This is a genomic window from Nitrosopumilus sp. b1 (assembly GCF_014078545.1).
In the GTDB taxonomy this organism is placed as follows: domain Archaea; phylum Thermoproteota; class Nitrososphaeria; order Nitrososphaerales; family Nitrosopumilaceae; genus PXYB01.
In genome coordinates this window covers 156986-172791 of sequence record NZ_MU078723.1, presented here as the reverse complement: position 1 = coordinate 172791, position 15806 = coordinate 156986, and the positions used below count along the sequence as shown (strand labels likewise).

At 36.0% G+C, this 15806-nt stretch carries 19 protein-coding genes; 9 read left to right on the top strand and 10 right to left on the bottom strand.

Features of this window, described 5'->3' with window-relative positions; genetic code table 11:
* Positions 1-20 precede the first annotated feature (20 nt).
* The 7 genes from C6988_RS06795 to C6988_RS06765 all read right to left on the bottom strand — a co-directional run bounded on the left by C6988_RS06795 (position 21) and on the right by C6988_RS06765 (position 4265).
* Positions 21-1007: a cupredoxin domain-containing protein gene (locus tag C6988_RS06795; protein ID WP_182134304.1), complete on the bottom strand. Its 987-nt coding sequence runs from the start codon at positions 1005-1007 to the stop codon at positions 21-23.
* Positions 1008-1094: 87 nt separating this feature from the next.
* Positions 1095-1262, bottom strand: coding sequence for a hypothetical protein (locus C6988_RS06790; protein WP_182134303.1), 168 nt, complete (start codon positions 1260-1262; stop codon positions 1095-1097).
* 74 nt (positions 1263-1336) lie between these two features.
* The gene (locus tag C6988_RS06785) at positions 1337-1552 is read right to left on the bottom strand and encodes a hypothetical protein (RefSeq protein WP_182134302.1); all 216 of its coding nucleotides are present in this window, start codon (positions 1550-1552) and stop codon (positions 1337-1339) included.
* A gap of 65 nt (positions 1553-1617) precedes the next feature.
* Complete coding sequence (locus C6988_RS06780) at positions 1618-2091, bottom strand: hypothetical protein (protein ID WP_182134301.1); 474 nt, start codon at positions 2089-2091, stop codon at positions 1618-1620.
* Between the two features lie 65 nt (positions 2092-2156).
* Positions 2157-2774 (bottom strand): hypothetical protein, encoded by a 618-nt coding sequence (locus tag C6988_RS06775; protein WP_182134300.1) that lies wholly within the window; start codon positions 2772-2774, stop codon positions 2157-2159.
* 61 nt (positions 2775-2835) lie between these two features.
* The gene (locus C6988_RS06770) at positions 2836-3063 is read right to left on the bottom strand and encodes a hypothetical protein (RefSeq protein WP_182134299.1); all 228 of its coding nucleotides are present in this window, start codon (positions 3061-3063) and stop codon (positions 2836-2838) included.
* A 101-nt stretch (positions 3064-3164) separates the two neighbouring features.
* Positions 3165-4265, bottom strand: coding sequence for a carboxypeptidase-like regulatory domain-containing protein (locus C6988_RS06765; RefSeq protein WP_220463415.1), 1101 nt, complete (start codon positions 4263-4265; stop codon positions 3165-3167).
* A 148-nt stretch (positions 4266-4413) separates the two neighbouring features.
* Between C6988_RS06765 and C6988_RS06760 the strand changes: the two genes are divergently transcribed.
* The 3 genes from C6988_RS06760 to C6988_RS06750 all read left to right on the top strand — a co-directional run bounded on the left by C6988_RS06760 (position 4414) and on the right by C6988_RS06750 (position 6986).
* Positions 4414-5487: a sensor histidine kinase gene (locus C6988_RS06760; protein WP_220463414.1), complete on the top strand. Its 1074-nt coding sequence runs from the start codon at positions 4414-4416 to the stop codon at positions 5485-5487.
* A gap of 54 nt (positions 5488-5541) precedes the next feature.
* Complete coding sequence (locus C6988_RS06755; protein WP_182134296.1) at positions 5542-6201, top strand: hypothetical protein; 660 nt, start codon at positions 5542-5544, stop codon at positions 6199-6201.
* A 188-nt stretch (positions 6202-6389) separates the two neighbouring features.
* Positions 6390-6986, top strand: a complete 597-nt coding sequence (locus tag C6988_RS06750; RefSeq protein ID WP_182134295.1) for a hypothetical protein — start codon at positions 6390-6392, stop codon at positions 6984-6986.
* Here the strand turns inward: C6988_RS06750 and C6988_RS06745 are convergent.
* Positions 6983-7891, bottom strand: a complete 909-nt coding sequence (locus C6988_RS06745) for a DMT family transporter (protein ID WP_182134294.1) — start codon at positions 7889-7891, stop codon at positions 6983-6985. The two genes, C6988_RS06750 and C6988_RS06745, sit on opposite strands and share 4 nt — an antisense overlap.
* A 109-nt stretch (positions 7892-8000) precedes the next feature.
* Here C6988_RS06745 and C6988_RS06740 point away from each other — a divergent pair, with 109 nt between their 5' ends.
* Positions 8001-9710, top strand: a complete 1710-nt coding sequence (locus tag C6988_RS06740) for a DEAD/DEAH box helicase (RefSeq protein WP_182134293.1) — start codon at positions 8001-8003, stop codon at positions 9708-9710.
* A gap of 1 nt (position 9711) precedes the next feature.
* Here the strand turns inward: C6988_RS06740 and C6988_RS06735 are convergent, their stop codons facing one another.
* Complete coding sequence (locus tag C6988_RS06735) at positions 9712-10293, bottom strand: hypothetical protein (protein WP_182134292.1); 582 nt, start codon at positions 10291-10293, stop codon at positions 9712-9714.
* 72 nt (positions 10294-10365) lie between these two features.
* Here C6988_RS06735 and C6988_RS06730 point away from each other — a divergent pair, with 72 nt between their 5' ends.
* From C6988_RS06730 to C6988_RS06715, 4 genes are all read left to right on the top strand, one after another.
* Positions 10366-10989 carry a superoxide dismutase gene (locus C6988_RS06730; protein WP_182134291.1) on the top strand — a complete coding sequence of 208 codons (624 nt, stop codon included), beginning with the start codon at positions 10366-10368 and terminating at the stop codon, positions 10987-10989.
* 42 nt (positions 10990-11031) lie between these two features.
* A complete protein-coding gene (locus C6988_RS06725) occupies positions 11032-12405 on the top strand; it encodes a pentapeptide MXKDX repeat protein (protein ID WP_182134290.1) in 1374 nt (457 codons plus the stop codon).
* Between the two features lie 115 nt (positions 12406-12520).
* Positions 12521-14128: a peptidase gene (locus C6988_RS06720; protein WP_182134289.1), complete on the top strand. Its 1608-nt coding sequence runs from the start codon at positions 12521-12523 to the stop codon at positions 14126-14128.
* Positions 14129-14178: 50 nt separating this feature from the next.
* Positions 14179-14430 carry a hypothetical protein gene (locus C6988_RS06715; RefSeq protein ID WP_182134288.1) on the top strand — a complete coding sequence of 84 codons (252 nt, stop codon included), beginning with the start codon at positions 14179-14181 and terminating at the stop codon, positions 14428-14430.
* Between the two features lie 408 nt (positions 14431-14838).
* On the opposite strand, the gene C6988_RS06710 is transcribed toward C6988_RS06715, so the two are convergent.
* Positions 14839-14982 (bottom strand): DUF5679 domain-containing protein, encoded by a 144-nt coding sequence (locus tag C6988_RS06710; protein ID WP_182134287.1) that lies wholly within the window; start codon positions 14980-14982, stop codon positions 14839-14841.
* Between the two features lie 213 nt (positions 14983-15195).
* On the opposite strand from C6988_RS06710, the gene C6988_RS06705 reads away from it, so the two are divergent.
* Positions 15196-15783 (top strand): hypothetical protein, encoded by a 588-nt coding sequence (locus C6988_RS06705; protein ID WP_182134286.1) that lies wholly within the window; start codon positions 15196-15198, stop codon positions 15781-15783.
* Positions 15784-15806 lie beyond the last annotated feature (23 nt).

Below are 15806 nucleotides of genomic sequence, written 5' to 3'. Positions count from 1 at the left end.
CCGATAAAAAAACATTTGAACTATGCTTTGATTGCACCAGTGTTAATCAAGTATTCTATTCCAGAGATAAATTCAATATCTGAGATTTTATCATCAGACCAAAGGCATGTGTTGTTTTTTACCCAGTTTGGAATGTCTCTTTTTTCAGAATAGATTTTTACTTTGGAGTCAACATTGATGATTTCATTTTTGATCATGTACTGTAATGCGTCTAAGAATTCTGCATCTTTGATATCACTTGAACACCATAGATTGCTTACATTTTTTATCCATGAAGGAACATCTGATTGACCTAACAGGGATTTATTTGAGAACTCAAAATTAGCTTTAGCAATTTTACTTGGCAATGCATAGACTAGATTTACTTTGTAATTTCCAGGTGTAACAAGTATGCTAGTATCAATAGTTTCTGAATAGCTTGAGTTATCATCGAACTTGCCATAAATGATGTCTATGAGTTTATTTTGTTCATCATAAATTTGCATTTGATACTCTGAGCCCCAAAAATCAGCATGCACAGTACCTGATACTGTCACTGGTTCTCCTTTGCTGACTAGATTCTTGTTTAATGTAATTGGATTTTGTGTTTCAGGCTGTGCAACTATAGTATCACTTACAAACAATTTGCCTGTCATCCAGGGATGAATTTCACACAGATAGTAGTATGCCTCATTTTTTACTTCTTTTAATGGAATGATTGATTCCATCTTTGGTTTGATTACCCCTGCATCAAAAAAATATCCATAATAATCTGGAAAGTCTGGCAATCCACTGGTTATGTGATGACTAACTGAGTCATTATTTCTAATTTTGATGGTGTCTCCTTTTGCAAATGCAACTTTGTCTGGCAGAAACGCCATATCTAATACACCTTCTGATGCTCCATCTTGAATCTCAATTGTCCATTCTTCTGCAAAAATTTCCGGAAAAACAAACAATGAAAGGGCCATGATACTAACTAGAAAAAATCCTAGCAATCCATGAAATATTGGTGGAAATAGTAACATTGCCCCACTTTACGTTCCAATATGAGTTCATTTTGATTTGTCTGTGCGATTTGAACAGACATGGAAAAGAAAAAAAAGAATCTGCTGTTACGCACAACAGATGGCTTTTTTGAAGTCCTCTACATTTCTTTCAAAATTACACTCTTTACAAACATGCCAGCTTCTGTTTTTGAGAATTTTTAATGCTGGATTATATGCAACTGAGTACATCTTTCCACCACAAGAGGGACATGGAATTGGTATGTCTACTTTCATGATTCCATTTTGTAAATTTTGAATATAAGACGCGCGTAGGACTGATAAATTATACTTGAAGTGCAGCTGTAATCTTAGTTGTTGTTTAACATTGTATAATCAAGATAACAAGATTCACAGAGAGTCATGTTTGGTGCTTCAAAGAAATGATCATTTGGTGGGTCTGGCGATGGATTTCCACATGAATTACAAACTGAGATCGTTTTGAAATGAATTAGTGACTTTGATGGTTTTACGTAATCAATTAGATCTGTATTATGACTAGACCAGTTTGATTCTGATTCAAACATGTATTACAATATTCTAATCTAAAATTTAACGAATCTGTATAATTGGTGAGAAATCTATAAGTAGCTTAGATCTGCCTGAACACAACACTTACTGAATCATTTGATTCTGTTGAATGATACGTAACATCAGCAAAGTTTGCATTTAGGGAGGAAGTTATTAGATCCTTAAAGAACTGAGTCCCAATGTTTCCTAAACTGTGCTCAATTTTGAAGACATTCTTTCCTGCTCTGTCATAGAACTCAAATGTTCCTGCATTTTGGCCCTTGACAAAATTTTGAATCTTAATGCCTAATGCTTCTATGGAATAGTTTTTTTCATCTTTTATAGAAAGAATGCCCATTACGTTTTCTACAATTCTGTGAATACTATCTTTGACTGCGATGGATAGTAAAACTTCAAGGCTTTCACATTCTAGACTTTCTTCTAATTTTGCAGTAATTTTTGGTAATTCATCTATGGTTAGCTTGTCTGTCTCAAGTGATTTCAGTGACTCAAAATCAACGTCTTGATTATTTTGAGATGAATGCTTTAAACTCATTAGGCACAACTTTGAAAAATTTAGAGCCTATTATCCTGTGTATGTGTCTTGAGCACAAACAATTTTTATGAATTTACAGGCAAAGGGGCTGTTTTTTTAAACGTCTTTCTGTAGAACCATACGAGGCCTATTCCTTCTAACTGCTCTACAAATACTACAAAGATAAAATGACCTAGCCATCCATCTGTGGATTCATCCATTATTGCAAATGCAATACTCATGGCATAGTCAATGTTGTATATCCAGGAAAATTCCTGCGCAGTATTTCTTATTGGGCCATTTAGTTGCTCAATTGGAATATCTGAGATAGTTAGATTGGTTCCTTTTTCTAAAATTGCAATATAGAATATCTCCTTGTCTGATTCATAAAATGTATTTCCTCTGTCAATCAAATATAGGCTAGTTCCAAAGTAGGTTGCAAAGATTATCAAAAATACAAAGAGATACTTGCCAGTCTTTCCTGAAAGGGTCTTTCTCATCTGTTTTTCAAAAATTCTGCCAAACCATCCTAGCTGTTTTTTCTTAATCATTATAACAAAGAATAATCCAAATGCGGTTCCTAGTCCTAGACTTCCAAGCCAGTGTTCTGATACATATGATGCAAAGAGTACCCTAACTGGAAGAAAGATTCCTGTAGTGATAGCTAGTATCACTAACTTTTCTTTAAGATCACACTTGTCCATTTTATGCCCATGCCCATTTTTTGTTGTCTTAGGTGAGGTTTAACATTTTACAAATTCAGCCCTATGCGGGATTGAATTTGTTTTTCAGCTCCTTTAGGTACCTTACACTAACTCTGTATGCCCTAATTGCTGAATAGATCTCAAAGAGTTCTTTGTAAGTCGGGTCTATCTTCTTTAGTTCGTCCCGCTTTATACCAAAGTCCTCTATGGTCTCCCAAATGTTTTCAATAGGTACTCCCTGCTCATCGATTAGTATCGATGATAGGTTTTTGAGTATCCCTCTGCCCAAGCTAACCCTCGTTTCAAACATTAATTGGGCATGAACGGGCTTTTGATATATCGAGGTCGGAAATTGATCGTATCATATAGTTCCATTTTGGAAGAAAATATCTAATTTTGAGAGGAATTTGTGACTGGAATTATCTGCGTTCCATTAATTATGAACTCTATTAGTGTTCCATTGATGTTTAGGTATATTGTGGTCTGGCTAGACCCCACTTTAATTGAGGTACCATTTACAATCAAATCTACACTTGATTTTTGAGCATTTGAAAGTGTAGAGTTTGTCATAATTTCCACCGGAATGATAATCTCTTCTGTTTGCGGTGCAGTTGCATTCACTTGTTTCTTCTCTATGGTTAATCCTTCCATGACATCACGTGGCACTGTAGCTTTTACCAAGTATGCTTCACGTGCCTCCTTCATAGTTCCTCCATTTTGCAGTACTTCATTCATTGCCTTTTGGGCCTCACTGAAAACATTTAGGGTATAGTTTAACTGATTTTTGATAATTCCTTTTACTGACGGGTCTAGATTATCCACAAAGACATCTTTTTTCCATCCCGAGTATGTGCCTGCACCTGGATTCTTTTCATCAATTATTTTTTGACTAATCTCAGTTGATACCTTGCGATGCTGCTCTAGGATGTAATCTTGTTCTACGATCTTCTTTTGTATTGATTCCTGTAATACTAGCTTTCTTTGTAGCTCTTGATAATAGTTGAATAGTGTGATGCCAATAGAATCATTTTCAAAGTCACTTGCCTTTGCATTCAAGTATTTGGTGGCTTCTGGAGTTTGAAGCAATTTTGATGTCTGTGATGAAACCTGCAGCTCTCCCTTTACTTGAAACTGTGTGCTTGTTAATCCAATTTTTTCATCCTGTGATGTTCCCATAATGTTAATGATGTGTGTTCCTGGCAAGAGGTCTAATCCAGTAAACTCGTGAGAAAAGAATCCTTTTTCATCTGTTGTTGCCACTGCTGATTGTACATCTAATCTTATTTTTACATCGACATTAGACACTGGCTTTCCCGCATGATTAATCACTTGACCTGTGACCATTGGATTCTCTCCCTTGAATAATGGCTCATTTTCTACACTTGCAGAAATTAGCAAATCCCATAATGTTGATTCAGAGGATGCAATTCCTGGTATGACAAATAATGATACAATTCCAAAAAATACCACAAGTGATTTCATGAGACTCACTCAGAAATTTTCCTGTTAAGATCCGATATCTACTATTTTTTACGTGATGTGTAACATTTTGATGTAGTCTGAGGCTAGGTTCAGTGTGTGTTCAATAGCAACATACACAGTGTAATAGGATTTTGAGCCAAAAAACTATAGAAAGTCATTGCAAGCATCAGAAGAGTCCAACTTTAAACTATTGGATGAAATCTCCAAAATGACCGTTAGGGCACAAAAAGATTTGGAGCTGGCAAAACAAGAGCTAGATGAAAAGCAGATTTTACTAGAGGACTTGGCACACACATCTAGTCAAAAGATTATGGAGGCTGCAAAGACAAACCGCGACCTAAAATCAAAAGTTGACTTTCTCCAAGAGTTATCTCATAATTTAGATGATGAAAATAAACGTCTTCAACAAACAAATGCAGAATTACAATCAGAAAAAGCAAGATACAACAAACTAAATGAAAAACTAAAGCGTGATCTTGAGAGTCTCATAGTTCGAGAAAAAGAGCTCGAAATTCAGCAAAAGAGACTTTCATTTACAGTTGAACAAAAATCAAAAGAGCTTGCAAAGGCATCAAAGATGGCAACTGTTGGCACACTCGCATCAAGATTGGCCCATGATCTTAGAAATCCATTATCTGTCATAAAGGGTACAGTCGAAATACTAAAAATTCAACACACGGATCTTGACAAGTCTATACAAGAAAAACTTCGAAGAATAGAATCTGCAACTAAAAAAATATCATATCAAATCGAAGATGTACTTGATTTTGTCAGACAATCAGAATTACATCTAAAACGTGTTCCTCTATCTGAAATAATGGATTCATCAATATCTAACATCATGGTCCCACAGTCTGTCAAGATTGTTCGTGATTATAGAAATGTCGTAGTAAACTGTGACTCCAAAAAGTTAGAGGCAGTATTTACCAACTTGATTACAAATGGTATACAGGCAATGAATGAATCCGGTGAGATCTTGATTAAAATTTTAGATGATGGGGAATATGCAATGATAAAATTCACTGACTCTGGAAATGGATTGACAAAAGCAACAATGGAGAAGATGTTTGAGCCATTATACACAACAAAAGAGACAGGAACAGGTCTTGGATTATCAATTTGTAAAAACATTGTAGAGCAACACGGTGGAACAATTGATGTTACCTTATCGCCAACCACATTTACACTGCGAATTCCAAAAAGCATTCGTGGTTTTTATAAAGCAAATTAAATGAGATCAATACAGTAGAAATCTCTTTAGTTTGGTCAATTATTCTGATGATTGATGGATTTAGAAAAGTTTCGTGATGATGTTTATGAGATTACAGAAAAGTTATCCTCACAACTCAATGATGAGCAGAAACCCCGACTAAATTTTGTTCGGCAAAGATTAATTGAAATGTACCAAAAAAACTTGGTAAAGATTAATCATTCTGTTTTGGAGTTAATCTGCGCTTCAAATTTAATCTCTCATGACTATTCAGTTGATGTAGAAAAGCAAGTTTCTGATGTGCTAGTATGTGATATCTTTGCAAAAAAAGGAGATGGCACGACAATTATTGAAATCGAGACTGGGTTTACGCCACCTGAGCATGCACTAGATACTGTGGATTACTATGCTGCAAGAATAATGAGTAAAATTGCAAGATACAGCAAGTACTGCTCTAAATTTTCACTTGCAACACCTGTGATTGGAATCTTGCCTTTGGCAAAACTGTTCCTAGTCGCTCCTCAATTTCGAACTCAGGATGAAATCAACAAAGTCAAATCAATATGCGATCAATTTTACAAAAACCCACCAATAGAGTACTCTGATATTCAAAATGCTAGGCTACACTCTATCTACTTGATTCACATTGACAAGGGGTTTGCAAAGGAATTGGATCCAGCTAGATACATGGAGATGACACAAGAATTGCTTGGAAAAAGCGAGACTACCTACTAACTCTTAAATTCATTATCGGAAAAGCTTTACAAATAATCTCTAGTAATACTAGGTATGATCTGTGGAGCATGTGAAAATAGAAAACACTATGACTGCATAGACTGTATGAATGACCATAAAACATACCTATGTCACTGTGACTGTCATGATGAAAAGACCCCTCCCCACAGCGAGCAAGCTCACAATGAGTGAGAACCGATGTTCGTCCAAATGAACATCAAAAGCTAATTCTTCTAAAATTACCATATTTTGATATGTTTGCCAATCCATTGGAGATTATAGTACTAACTTCAATTATGCATGATATGGCACCGTATTTTTTTCGTTGTGATGCAGAATGTGACATGACAAATGTTTTTGCAGCAAGTATAGTGCTGCTCTTTACTTTTACCATTTTTGCAATACAAATACACCTTGCCAAAGAACATGAGACCTTGCGTACATTTACGGTTAGAAATAAACTACGAAATGATACCTACTATCTTTTGTATCAGATGAGAATGTTACAGCCAATTGCATATGAGAAACGAATCATTACTGAGCAGGAGAAGAACCAAATCACAAGCATAGTCAAAACCATCAAACAAATTGAAGACAATCTACATGAACTAAAAGACAAACTAGGACCAGAAGAAAAAAAGAAGATTACTCAAACTATTGATTCAGTAAAGCAAAGACTTCGGTATGGAATTAATGATCTAAAGCGTCACCCTCAACGATTTGATTACATGGATTTCTCTGAATCAATCAAAGACATTTCAAACACTTTGCCAATAATCTCCTAATCTGTAGTGTGAGTGTTCTCTTTTCGTAAAAGCATTATTCCAAAAACCATTATTCCCATAGCAATTATCTGATGATATTGAATCTGCTCTTGTAAGAAAATAAATGCATACACTACACCAAAGATTGATGATGTTGAAAAGATTAGAATTGTTTTGACTGCTCCGATATTTTTTATTGCATAATAAAATAGAAACATTGGTGCAGCAATTCCAATTATCCCTAACAGAATTATATTGATCCAACTTTCTTCGCTCACTGAAATTGGAATTCCAAGGAGCAATACAATTCCTACTAGTACTACCCCACCAAGTAAAGATTTTAGATGAACTATACGGGATACATCTATTGTCTTAGTTAGAATTTTACTCAAGTTATTATCTAATGCCCAGCAAAACATTGTCAAAATTATAAAGAGATTTCCAACATTTGCAAAATCTAAAACATTTGATGAAAAATCTGTATTTATTGTAACTAGAACCACCCCTGTAAAAACAAGACCTATTGAAAAGTATCCTGTCCGTCGAATCTTTTCTTTAAAGAACAGTATTGCTAAAATCACTGTAAATACAATTTCAGAATTTGATAATATTGTGGCATCTGATGCGCTAGTTGACTGTAATCCAAAAAAGTAGAAACTTGGGGCCAGTACTGCGCCCAATAAGGCAACTAATCCTAAAATTCCAAACTCTCGACGATCTAGCTTGATCCTCTTTCTTCCAGCTATGGGAGTAAATGCAGCAGCTGCTACCAATGAGACAATTCCTGCTAAAAGTAATGGCTCTACATTTGACACTGTTGGTTTTGCTAAAGTTGAGATCGAGCCAAATAATGCTGCAGAGAAAAATGCAGAGATGTACCCTAAATTGTTGGTATTCTTCCCTGATAGCAGATCTCTGGTCTTCATAAGGCCTGTGATCTGAATTGTATTATAAAACAAGCATGTTTGGGCACAAAACGAAAATCAAGATTCATAAGTAAAGAAAACTATCCTTCCAAAAATTACGGAGATACTGATGAAAAATTTTGGAACATTAGAGTACGTTTTAGATCGATACTCGCAAGCTTGGAGCTGGAAAGTTACTGGCTCTAGAGCAGTAAACATGATCTCTCGGTTGATTCCAGAATCGTGGTATGGTGATGGACCAAATGAGGCAATCATTCCAGACAGCACTGAAAATATACAGCAGATAAAATGGATTTTAGATCGTTATCCGCTAGAGGTATTATCAAAATCTGCATGGAACAGAAAGATTGTAAAATCATATCCTACGCGAGAAAAAATTGAGAAAACTGAAAAGCTAAACCGTGTAAAACCTGGCGACCTCTTCAAAGGCTCATTGCTGAATTTCCAAAAAGAGGGATTAGATTTTCTCATAAAATCTAGCGGAAACGCACTACTTGCTGATGAGATGGGACTTGGCAAAACAGTTCAGACATTGGCATATCTTGCATCTGAGACACAAGCATTTCCGGCATTAATTGTTGCGCCACTTGTAACTTTAAACAACTGGCAACGAGAGATTGGGAAATTCCTTAAACGAAAAAGCAGAAACGGAAGAATACTTGATGATCAAATTCCAACTTCAACAATTATTAGAAAAGGAAAGAGGGAGGAACTTGGGGAATTTGACTTTTACATCATTAATTACGAATTACTAGACAAACGATTTCATGATTTAGCAAAGACAAAAATTAAATCAATTGTTTGTGATGAGGTACAAAACCTTCGCTCAAAAACTACAAAAAAGTACTCTGCTGTAAAAAAACTTGCCGCACTTCCTACAATTCAGCATAGAATTGGATTATCAGGTACCCCAATTTACAATCGTGGTTCTGAAATATGGCCTATCGTTGATATTTTACGACCTGGAATGCTTGGAAGCTTTAAAGAATTCTGCGGATACTTTTGCTTCATTAATGAGAAGGGAAAAGCAATCGTTTTAGAAAACAAGCGTGAATCACTTCGCAAAGAACTGCAAAAGCATGTAATGCTTCGACGAAAAAAGACTGATGTCTTAAAGGAGCTAAAAGACAAGGTACGATACAAGGAAGTTATTGATGCTGATACTGATTACTATTTCAATGAATTAAATAAAATCTGGAAGAAGCTTGAAGAAGAGCAAAAGGATGCATCCTCTGAATTTGATAAATCTGCATCATATCAGCGTGCTATACAAAGTGAAAGACAGGTAGCAGGTGCTGCAAAACTACCTCATGTGATAAACTTTGTAAAAAATATCATGGAAATTGAGGAAAGCGTAGTTGTCTTTTGCCATCACAAGGCCATTCATCAACTATTGCACAAGAGTCTTGGTGAATTTTCTCCCGTATCTGTTATTGGTGGGCAGACAGACAAGACAAGACAGGAGCAAATTGATCTCTTCCAGGAAGGAAAATCAAAACTAATGATTGCTGGTCTGCGTGCTGGTAATGTTGGAATTAATCTTACAAGAGCAAGATACGTTATCTTTGCTGAACTCGATTGGAGTCCTGCAATTCACAGGCAAGCAGAAGACCGTCTACATAGAATTGGTCAGAAAAATACAGTATTTGCATACTATTTGATTGGAAATGGCACCCTTGATGATCATGTGGCAAACGTCCTAGTTGATAAGAGCTATGAGATTGATGCTATCATGGATGAAAAGGCAGAATCATATGAGAACAAAGAAAAGGCCCAACTAATCTTGGCACAAATTCAAGACAGACTACGTGCTAAATAATTTATTTTGATTGTTCTTTAATCTGTGTGATTTTATCTAGGATGGTATTTTTTTGCTCATCACTAATTGATAATTCCTTTATCTGTAAAATCAATTCGTCAATTAACTCATTCTTGTTTTTGTGTTGTATGTTTTTGTGAGGATTTTCTAGCTCTGCAATTCCTGCATCTAAAATTTCATACATCTTTTCTAAACCTGCATCGGTTCGTAAAGGAGACATCATGATTAGCTGTTCTTTTCGTAACCTTTCAATCTCTTCAAAAACCATCTTCTCATCCTCATTTAGATATGTGGATATCTTTTCTAATGGAAATGCTCTGATGTCTAGAATTCTTAGAATCTTTATGCGCAATGGTACTTGATGATCCCAAAAAATATTCTTTGCCGTATCTGTAATTGTAAACGTTCCATCATTATTCATTAGAATTAGATTTCTTTCCTTAAGGGATGCCAATTCATCCAATGTTCTTCCCACTCCTAGTCTTTTTAGCTCTGATTCTTCAATGTCTTTTTCATTAAACGTTCCATTCTTCTTAATTCCTAAATACAAAAATTCTAAATCCAAAGTTCCGAGATTTGACATATGGAAAATTCCTCAGAGCCGCATAAATGTGATGTCCCAAAAATATAATTAAAAACTCCGTTTGGGCTAGTCATGGTACAATACGAACTTCCTCCACTGGGATATGGGTATGATGAGCTAGAACCATACATTGATGCAAAAACAATGGAGATTCATCATACAAAGCATCACAAGGCATATGCTGACGGACTAAACTCTGTACTTGATAGCATTGGTGGGAAATTTCATCCAACATACATCTCTGCGATTTTAGCTGATTTGAATTTGGTACCTGAATCTGCTCGAAGTAAAGTGAATTTCTTTGGAGGGGGATATGAGAATCATAGATTATTTTGGGAGATGATGAGCCCAAATGGCGGAGGTTCTCCTGGTGGAAAAATTGGTGATGCCATTGATGTTTACTTTGGAAGCTTTGAGAAATTCAAAGAGGAATTTTCTGCAAAGACTGCATCCATTCAGGGAAGTGGATGGGGATGGCTTGTCTATGATGATAACTTTAAGCGATTAGAGTATCTTAGCACTCAAGACCAGACTAGTCCTTGGACAAGGAATAGAAGGCCGATTTTAGGTCTAGATGTTTGGGAGCATGCATACTATCTGAAATATCAAAACAAAAGAGCTGATTATATTGATGCATGGTGGAATGTTGTAAATTGGGACTCGATTGATTACCAATTCTCTGAAATTTCCGCATAATTTGGATAAAGTCTTTTAACTAATTTCCCAATCGTTTGCATAATGAACAAGACTATCAAGTACCTTGGATTGTTACTAATCCTTCCACTATTTACTGTGGCACTGACGACAAACTTTGCAATTGATGCAGAAGCTGCAAAAGGGCAAGGCGTTCCAACAAAATCATACGGTTCTAAAACTCAGGTATGTGGTGACAGACTTTGTTCTCAGATTCCTGGCGGAAAAGAAGCCTATGAATCTGGAAACACAAGTACACAAACTGCTGTTCCTCCAAAAGAGAAACCAGCAATGAAAGATGATCACATGAAAAGCGAGCACATGAAAGATGATCACATGAAAAGCGAGCACATGAAAGATGATCACATGAAAAGCGAGCACATGAAAGATGATCACATGAAAAGCGAGCACATGAAAGATGATCACATGAAATCCATGGACGCACACAAAGAAAGCTCTGGCTTGAAACTATCTCGAGCAAATGTTCCAGCAACGATTCCATTACATCATGGATTCTATGATGGCGGAGATGTTTACTATATCATTACTGATGCCAGTGATCCTAAGCACGCTGATGTTATTACCGAACAGCAAGGTTGGAAAGTTGAGTTAGCTCCACTTTTAGCTAATGCTCCCGAAGAGGCATTGTCTACAACATACTTCTTTACTAACGGAGTCAAAGGCGACGGTATTCATGGATATCAAGGTCAAGTCTTTACATCTACACCTGCACAACCAGAAATGTACAGCGGATTGACTTCTCACATCCATGTCACATGGATTGATGCATCAAAAGCACGTCTTTTGATGTCTGAAGAAGATATCCTAAGTGCTGAAAAAGCAGGTGAAATTGCACTATCGCCTTTACCTGTGGTAATTAACATGCCACAGATTGTTTGGCCTGATGGGCAAATGATGGTAAAAGAGGACAAGACTCTTACTGATACAACACCATACGGTGGAGGACAAGTACTAGATATTGATACTGAAGAAATGACTGTGACCTTTATTGCACATAGAGGTTGGGGACCCGACGGTAGAACCATTTACTATATTGTAACTGATGCTACTCCAAGTGGTCCTGCAGAAATGATGGGAGTAGTTTATTCACCAACATCTGCAAGTCTCTTGGGAAACTCTGCAGCAGTAGACCTATTCCAATTTATGAATGGAATTAAGGGCACTGGACCATTAGGATTCCAACCTGGAATTGCAGCAGGTGCACCTGGTGATGAAAACTATTCACCAATGTGGAGAATCTTTATGGTTGGATGGGAAGACCCTCATTCTGCAAAATTGCTAGAGACAACTGGTGATATCAATTACTACAAGCAAGCAGGAAAACTCCAAGTCAATATCGCAAAACCGATGGATTCAGATCACATAGTGAACTGTCCATTCATTGATCCCTTCCAATAGGGGCCAATCTTTTCTTTTTATTTTGAGTAGCATCCTGATTTTTATCGTAAATTGCTTTTAGGGTACGCTCCAAAACTCCGAATCGTATTTTAATATCTAACAGATATCGATATCGATGATTTACGGACTGGGAGTTCTAGTTGCCGTTTCTCTGTTATTCATTACAATTACCCCCGCTTTTGCTCAGCACCATGGTGGCTCATTAGCCCCTCCAATTGACTTTGGTGGCATGCAGGTGGCATTAAGCTCAGTCTTATCTCCAGAGGATTTTTCATTTGGAGATAGTAAAAGTGCTAACCTGTCAATACGATTTTTTGACAGTGCAAGTGATACCAATATCAAAAGCGTAACATACCGTGTGCAAATTTTCCAAGGTGATAGTCTTGTTGCTAATGAGTATTTTTACGATGAAGATGGAACTCTTGATTTAGAAATCAGACCCACTACAGGATGTACTCAAGAAGATTTATGGAAATGCACAAAATATCTCGGTGAAAAACATGCAATTGCTGGTGCATATTATGCAAGAGGAAACTCTATTCCAATAATTCAAGGTCCTGTATTTGATAAAAGTGGTGACTATAATGTCAAAGTCTCAATTGTTGGTGCAACAAATCCTAGAACAATGACTACTACTGATTTACACTTTGAAACATTTCTCTCACTTCCTTCTACACAAAACTTTTTCATTAAAACTGCAAATGCTCAAGAGTATCCAATCTCTGTAAAGTCTTTTTCCGGTGATGTATTGAACTTTAAATTTGATGATTCATCAAATAAATTTTCATATGAAATTCCATTTGATTGGAATCATTTAGAACACCATGAGGGTGCAATAAAACAAACAATATCTCTTCCAAAAAGTTTTTCAATTTTTAAACAGGGTCATGATGTAGATGTCTTTGTTGAAGGCGAAAAGATCAAACAAAGCAATATTCTATTTGATTCATCATCTGCTGATGAGAACCAAATTCGTTTAAGTATATCGCATGAAAAATTGGTCCAAATTCAAAACAAAAATTCTAATAAAAACTCCATGTTAGTGGAGATCTCTTCTGGTGAAAAGTCAGAACTGAACCACTTGGACTTTGAATTTGAAAATGGATACACAGCAAAAGTCTCATGGAACTCAAAATCAAAATCTGGTGAAAAAATACCATTTAGTTTTTCATTCTTTGACTCCAATGGCACTCCTGCAAAAAACATCTTGTTTGCATACAGCCTGCTTGATTCATCCGGAAAAGAATTCTGGTCAAACATTGGCTCTAATCAAAAGTATCTTGGAATCTTGTCATCAAGTGGAACCTTCAATGAATCAGTACTACTTGCAAAGGATGGGAAATACCAGATGAAGGTAATCTTGACTGGTCAAGGAGAACAAAACTTTGCAAAATTCTTTACATCCCAGACTGAATTTGAGATCTCATCTAAAGGAGGCTCTGCAGAAACCAGTTCTCCTGAGATTCCTTCGTGGATAAAGAACAATGCTGGTTGGTGGTCACAAGGCAGTATTGGTGATTCTGACTTTGTCTCAGGAATTCAATATCTGGTAAAAGAAAAGATAATCAAAGTATCTGCATCATCTACAGGTGAGTCCTCTGCTGAAATCCCATCATGGATTAAGAGTAATGCCGGCTGGTGGTCTGAAGGAAAAATCTCAGATAATGATTTCCTAAAAGGTGTTGAATTTCTAATCCAAAAGGGAATAATCAAAGTCAACTAATCAGATAATTTTACGAATCTTTATTTCTGATAAAAAATCTGCATTTTATCATGGACTTTATGCTAGAAGAAGAACTAATCGATCTTATGACTCACTGTCTTCAAAATCCTGAATCATCTGATGTAGAAGAAAAAAAACAAAGGATCTCTCAAATTGGTAAAGAACTGTATGATGATGGTGGTGTAGATGCAATGGAGAACTTTTTCTTTGCAATTAGAAATAGAATCCAAGAAGAGATCAAAAAAGATCCTCAACCATTTAGATCACTGTGGAATGGAATCAGTGATGAATGGAAGTACTAGTTTTACAATCTTTTGAATTCCTCAGTTTTTCCTTTTTTGATGGAAAATTCTGCTTGAATGTGAATTTCATTTGGCATGACATCTGATGCATTCTATGTCATTAAAACCATGTCCAATGAAAATTACACGTATATCATATTGGACATCCTCAAGATGACTAATGTAAAATATTAATTCGATACATTCTCCGGTAAAATCACTTGAAGATTGGAAGGCGTTGCAAAAGGTGTGATCATCACAAGTATGAGCATGAATGGAATCTTGATCCCGGTTCTTGGAGTAGGGGATTTCTGCAAATGTTCAGGGAATCATGGGGTGAATGCACCCAGTGTACATGTGGCGGATTCAAATAACTGCTTTCATACAAAGTGAACAAACTTTGTTATTTTAAAAAAGAAGAACGATGTTCTAGGCTTTGCCTATTCTGAACATCTTTGTGTTGCATGTTGGGCAAGTGCCCTTTACTGCGGGTTTTCCGTTTTTTAGGGTTGTTGGGCTTGCGCCTTTGATCTCCCTTTTACTACGGCACTTGACACAATATCCTGTAGTCATACTATTACTCAAAAAAGGTCGTATTAGCAGAATCCTGTGAAAATTATTTAACTACATGGCAAATTGGATACTGAAAAATTTCCAAAAAAAGCAATTTTTTATGCTATTTTGGACAATTTTAGGTATAAATCGTACGTCAGGTTTAAAAAATAAGGTTGGCAGCAGCTAAAATTTTCAAAATGATTCAAATGTATTGGAAATTGCAAATCTGGAATGGATAAAAAATACATTGCTAGTTTAACGGGGATTTTAATTTTGATTGCAATATTTTTTTCTATAACGTTTTACATTTATCCAAATCAAATCTATCAACAGAACAATCTAGTTCCGATTCCAATTCTTGATGTTACATTAAGCTCAAATGAAATCCAAAAGGGTGAATCATTTGTTTTAGATATTGTTTCAAAAAATACTGGTGATATTGCAGATATCCAAATTGTTTCAATTGCATTTCCTGGATTAGAGGATACTTTGGATAATGTGAAAATAAAAAATTATGATTTTACTCAATCTCCTCATTATGTAAAGATTGGAGATGAGATCGGTGCAAAATACTCTGGTGGCAAAGAAACAATCCTTGCAAAGTATCCTTCCATTGAGGCATATAGTAGACCTGTTCCAAGTGGTACAATCAATCTCATCTCAGTAGAAATTACTCCACAAGAGTCTGGCATCTTTGATATCTATGTAAAATCGATAGGAATTCCTCACTTTACTGATGAATCTCACTACCCACAAGCAGGAATTTTGGATCACCAATCAGAGTTAGTTGAGGTATACAGCGTAACTGTAAACCCATAATTATAGAAAATGACTATTCATGG

What these genes read in the sequence shown, in the direction of transcription:
- C6988_RS06795 (WP_182134304.1), bottom strand. Translation starts at nt 1,007, where the DNA reads ATGTTACTATTTCCACCAATATTTCATGGATTGCTAGGATTTTTTCTA.
- C6988_RS06790 (WP_182134303.1), bottom strand. Translation starts at nt 1,262, where the DNA reads ATGAAAGTAGACATACCAATTCCATGTCCCTCTTGTGGTGGAAAGATG.
- C6988_RS06785 (WP_182134302.1), bottom strand. Translation starts at nt 1,552, where the DNA reads ATGTTTGAATCAGAATCAAACTGGTCTAGTCATAATACAGATCTAATT.
- C6988_RS06780 (WP_182134301.1), bottom strand. Translation starts at nt 2,091, where the DNA reads ATGAGTTTAAAGCATTCATCTCAAAATAATCAAGACGTTGATTTTGAG.
- C6988_RS06775 (WP_182134300.1), bottom strand. Translation starts at nt 2,774, where the DNA reads ATGGACAAGTGTGATCTTAAAGAAAAGTTAGTGATACTAGCTATCACT.
- C6988_RS06755 (WP_182134296.1), top strand. Translation starts at nt 5,542, where the DNA reads ATGGATTTAGAAAAGTTTCGTGATGATGTTTATGAGATTACAGAAAAG.
- C6988_RS06745 (WP_182134294.1), bottom strand. Translation starts at nt 7,891, where the DNA reads ATGAAGACCAGAGATCTGCTATCAGGGAAGAATACCAACAATTTAGGG.
- C6988_RS06740 (WP_182134293.1), top strand. Translation starts at nt 8,001, where the DNA reads ATGAAAAATTTTGGAACATTAGAGTACGTTTTAGATCGATACTCGCAA.
- C6988_RS06735 (WP_182134292.1), bottom strand. Translation starts at nt 10,293, where the DNA reads ATGTCAAATCTCGGAACTTTGGATTTAGAATTTTTGTATTTAGGAATT.
- C6988_RS06730 (WP_182134291.1), top strand. Translation starts at nt 10,366, where the DNA reads ATGGTACAATACGAACTTCCTCCACTGGGATATGGGTATGATGAGCTA.
- C6988_RS06725 (WP_182134290.1), top strand. Translation starts at nt 11,032, where the DNA reads ATGAACAAGACTATCAAGTACCTTGGATTGTTACTAATCCTTCCACTA.
- C6988_RS06720 (WP_182134289.1), top strand. Translation starts at nt 12,521, where the DNA reads ATGATTTACGGACTGGGAGTTCTAGTTGCCGTTTCTCTGTTATTCATT.
- C6988_RS06715 (WP_182134288.1), top strand. Translation starts at nt 14,179, where the DNA reads ATGGACTTTATGCTAGAAGAAGAACTAATCGATCTTATGACTCACTGT.
- C6988_RS06710 (WP_182134287.1), bottom strand. Translation starts at nt 14,982, where the DNA reads ATGACTACAGGATATTGTGTCAAGTGCCGTAGTAAAAGGGAGATCAAA.
- C6988_RS06705 (WP_182134286.1), top strand. Translation starts at nt 15,196, where the DNA reads ATGGATAAAAAATACATTGCTAGTTTAACGGGGATTTTAATTTTGATT.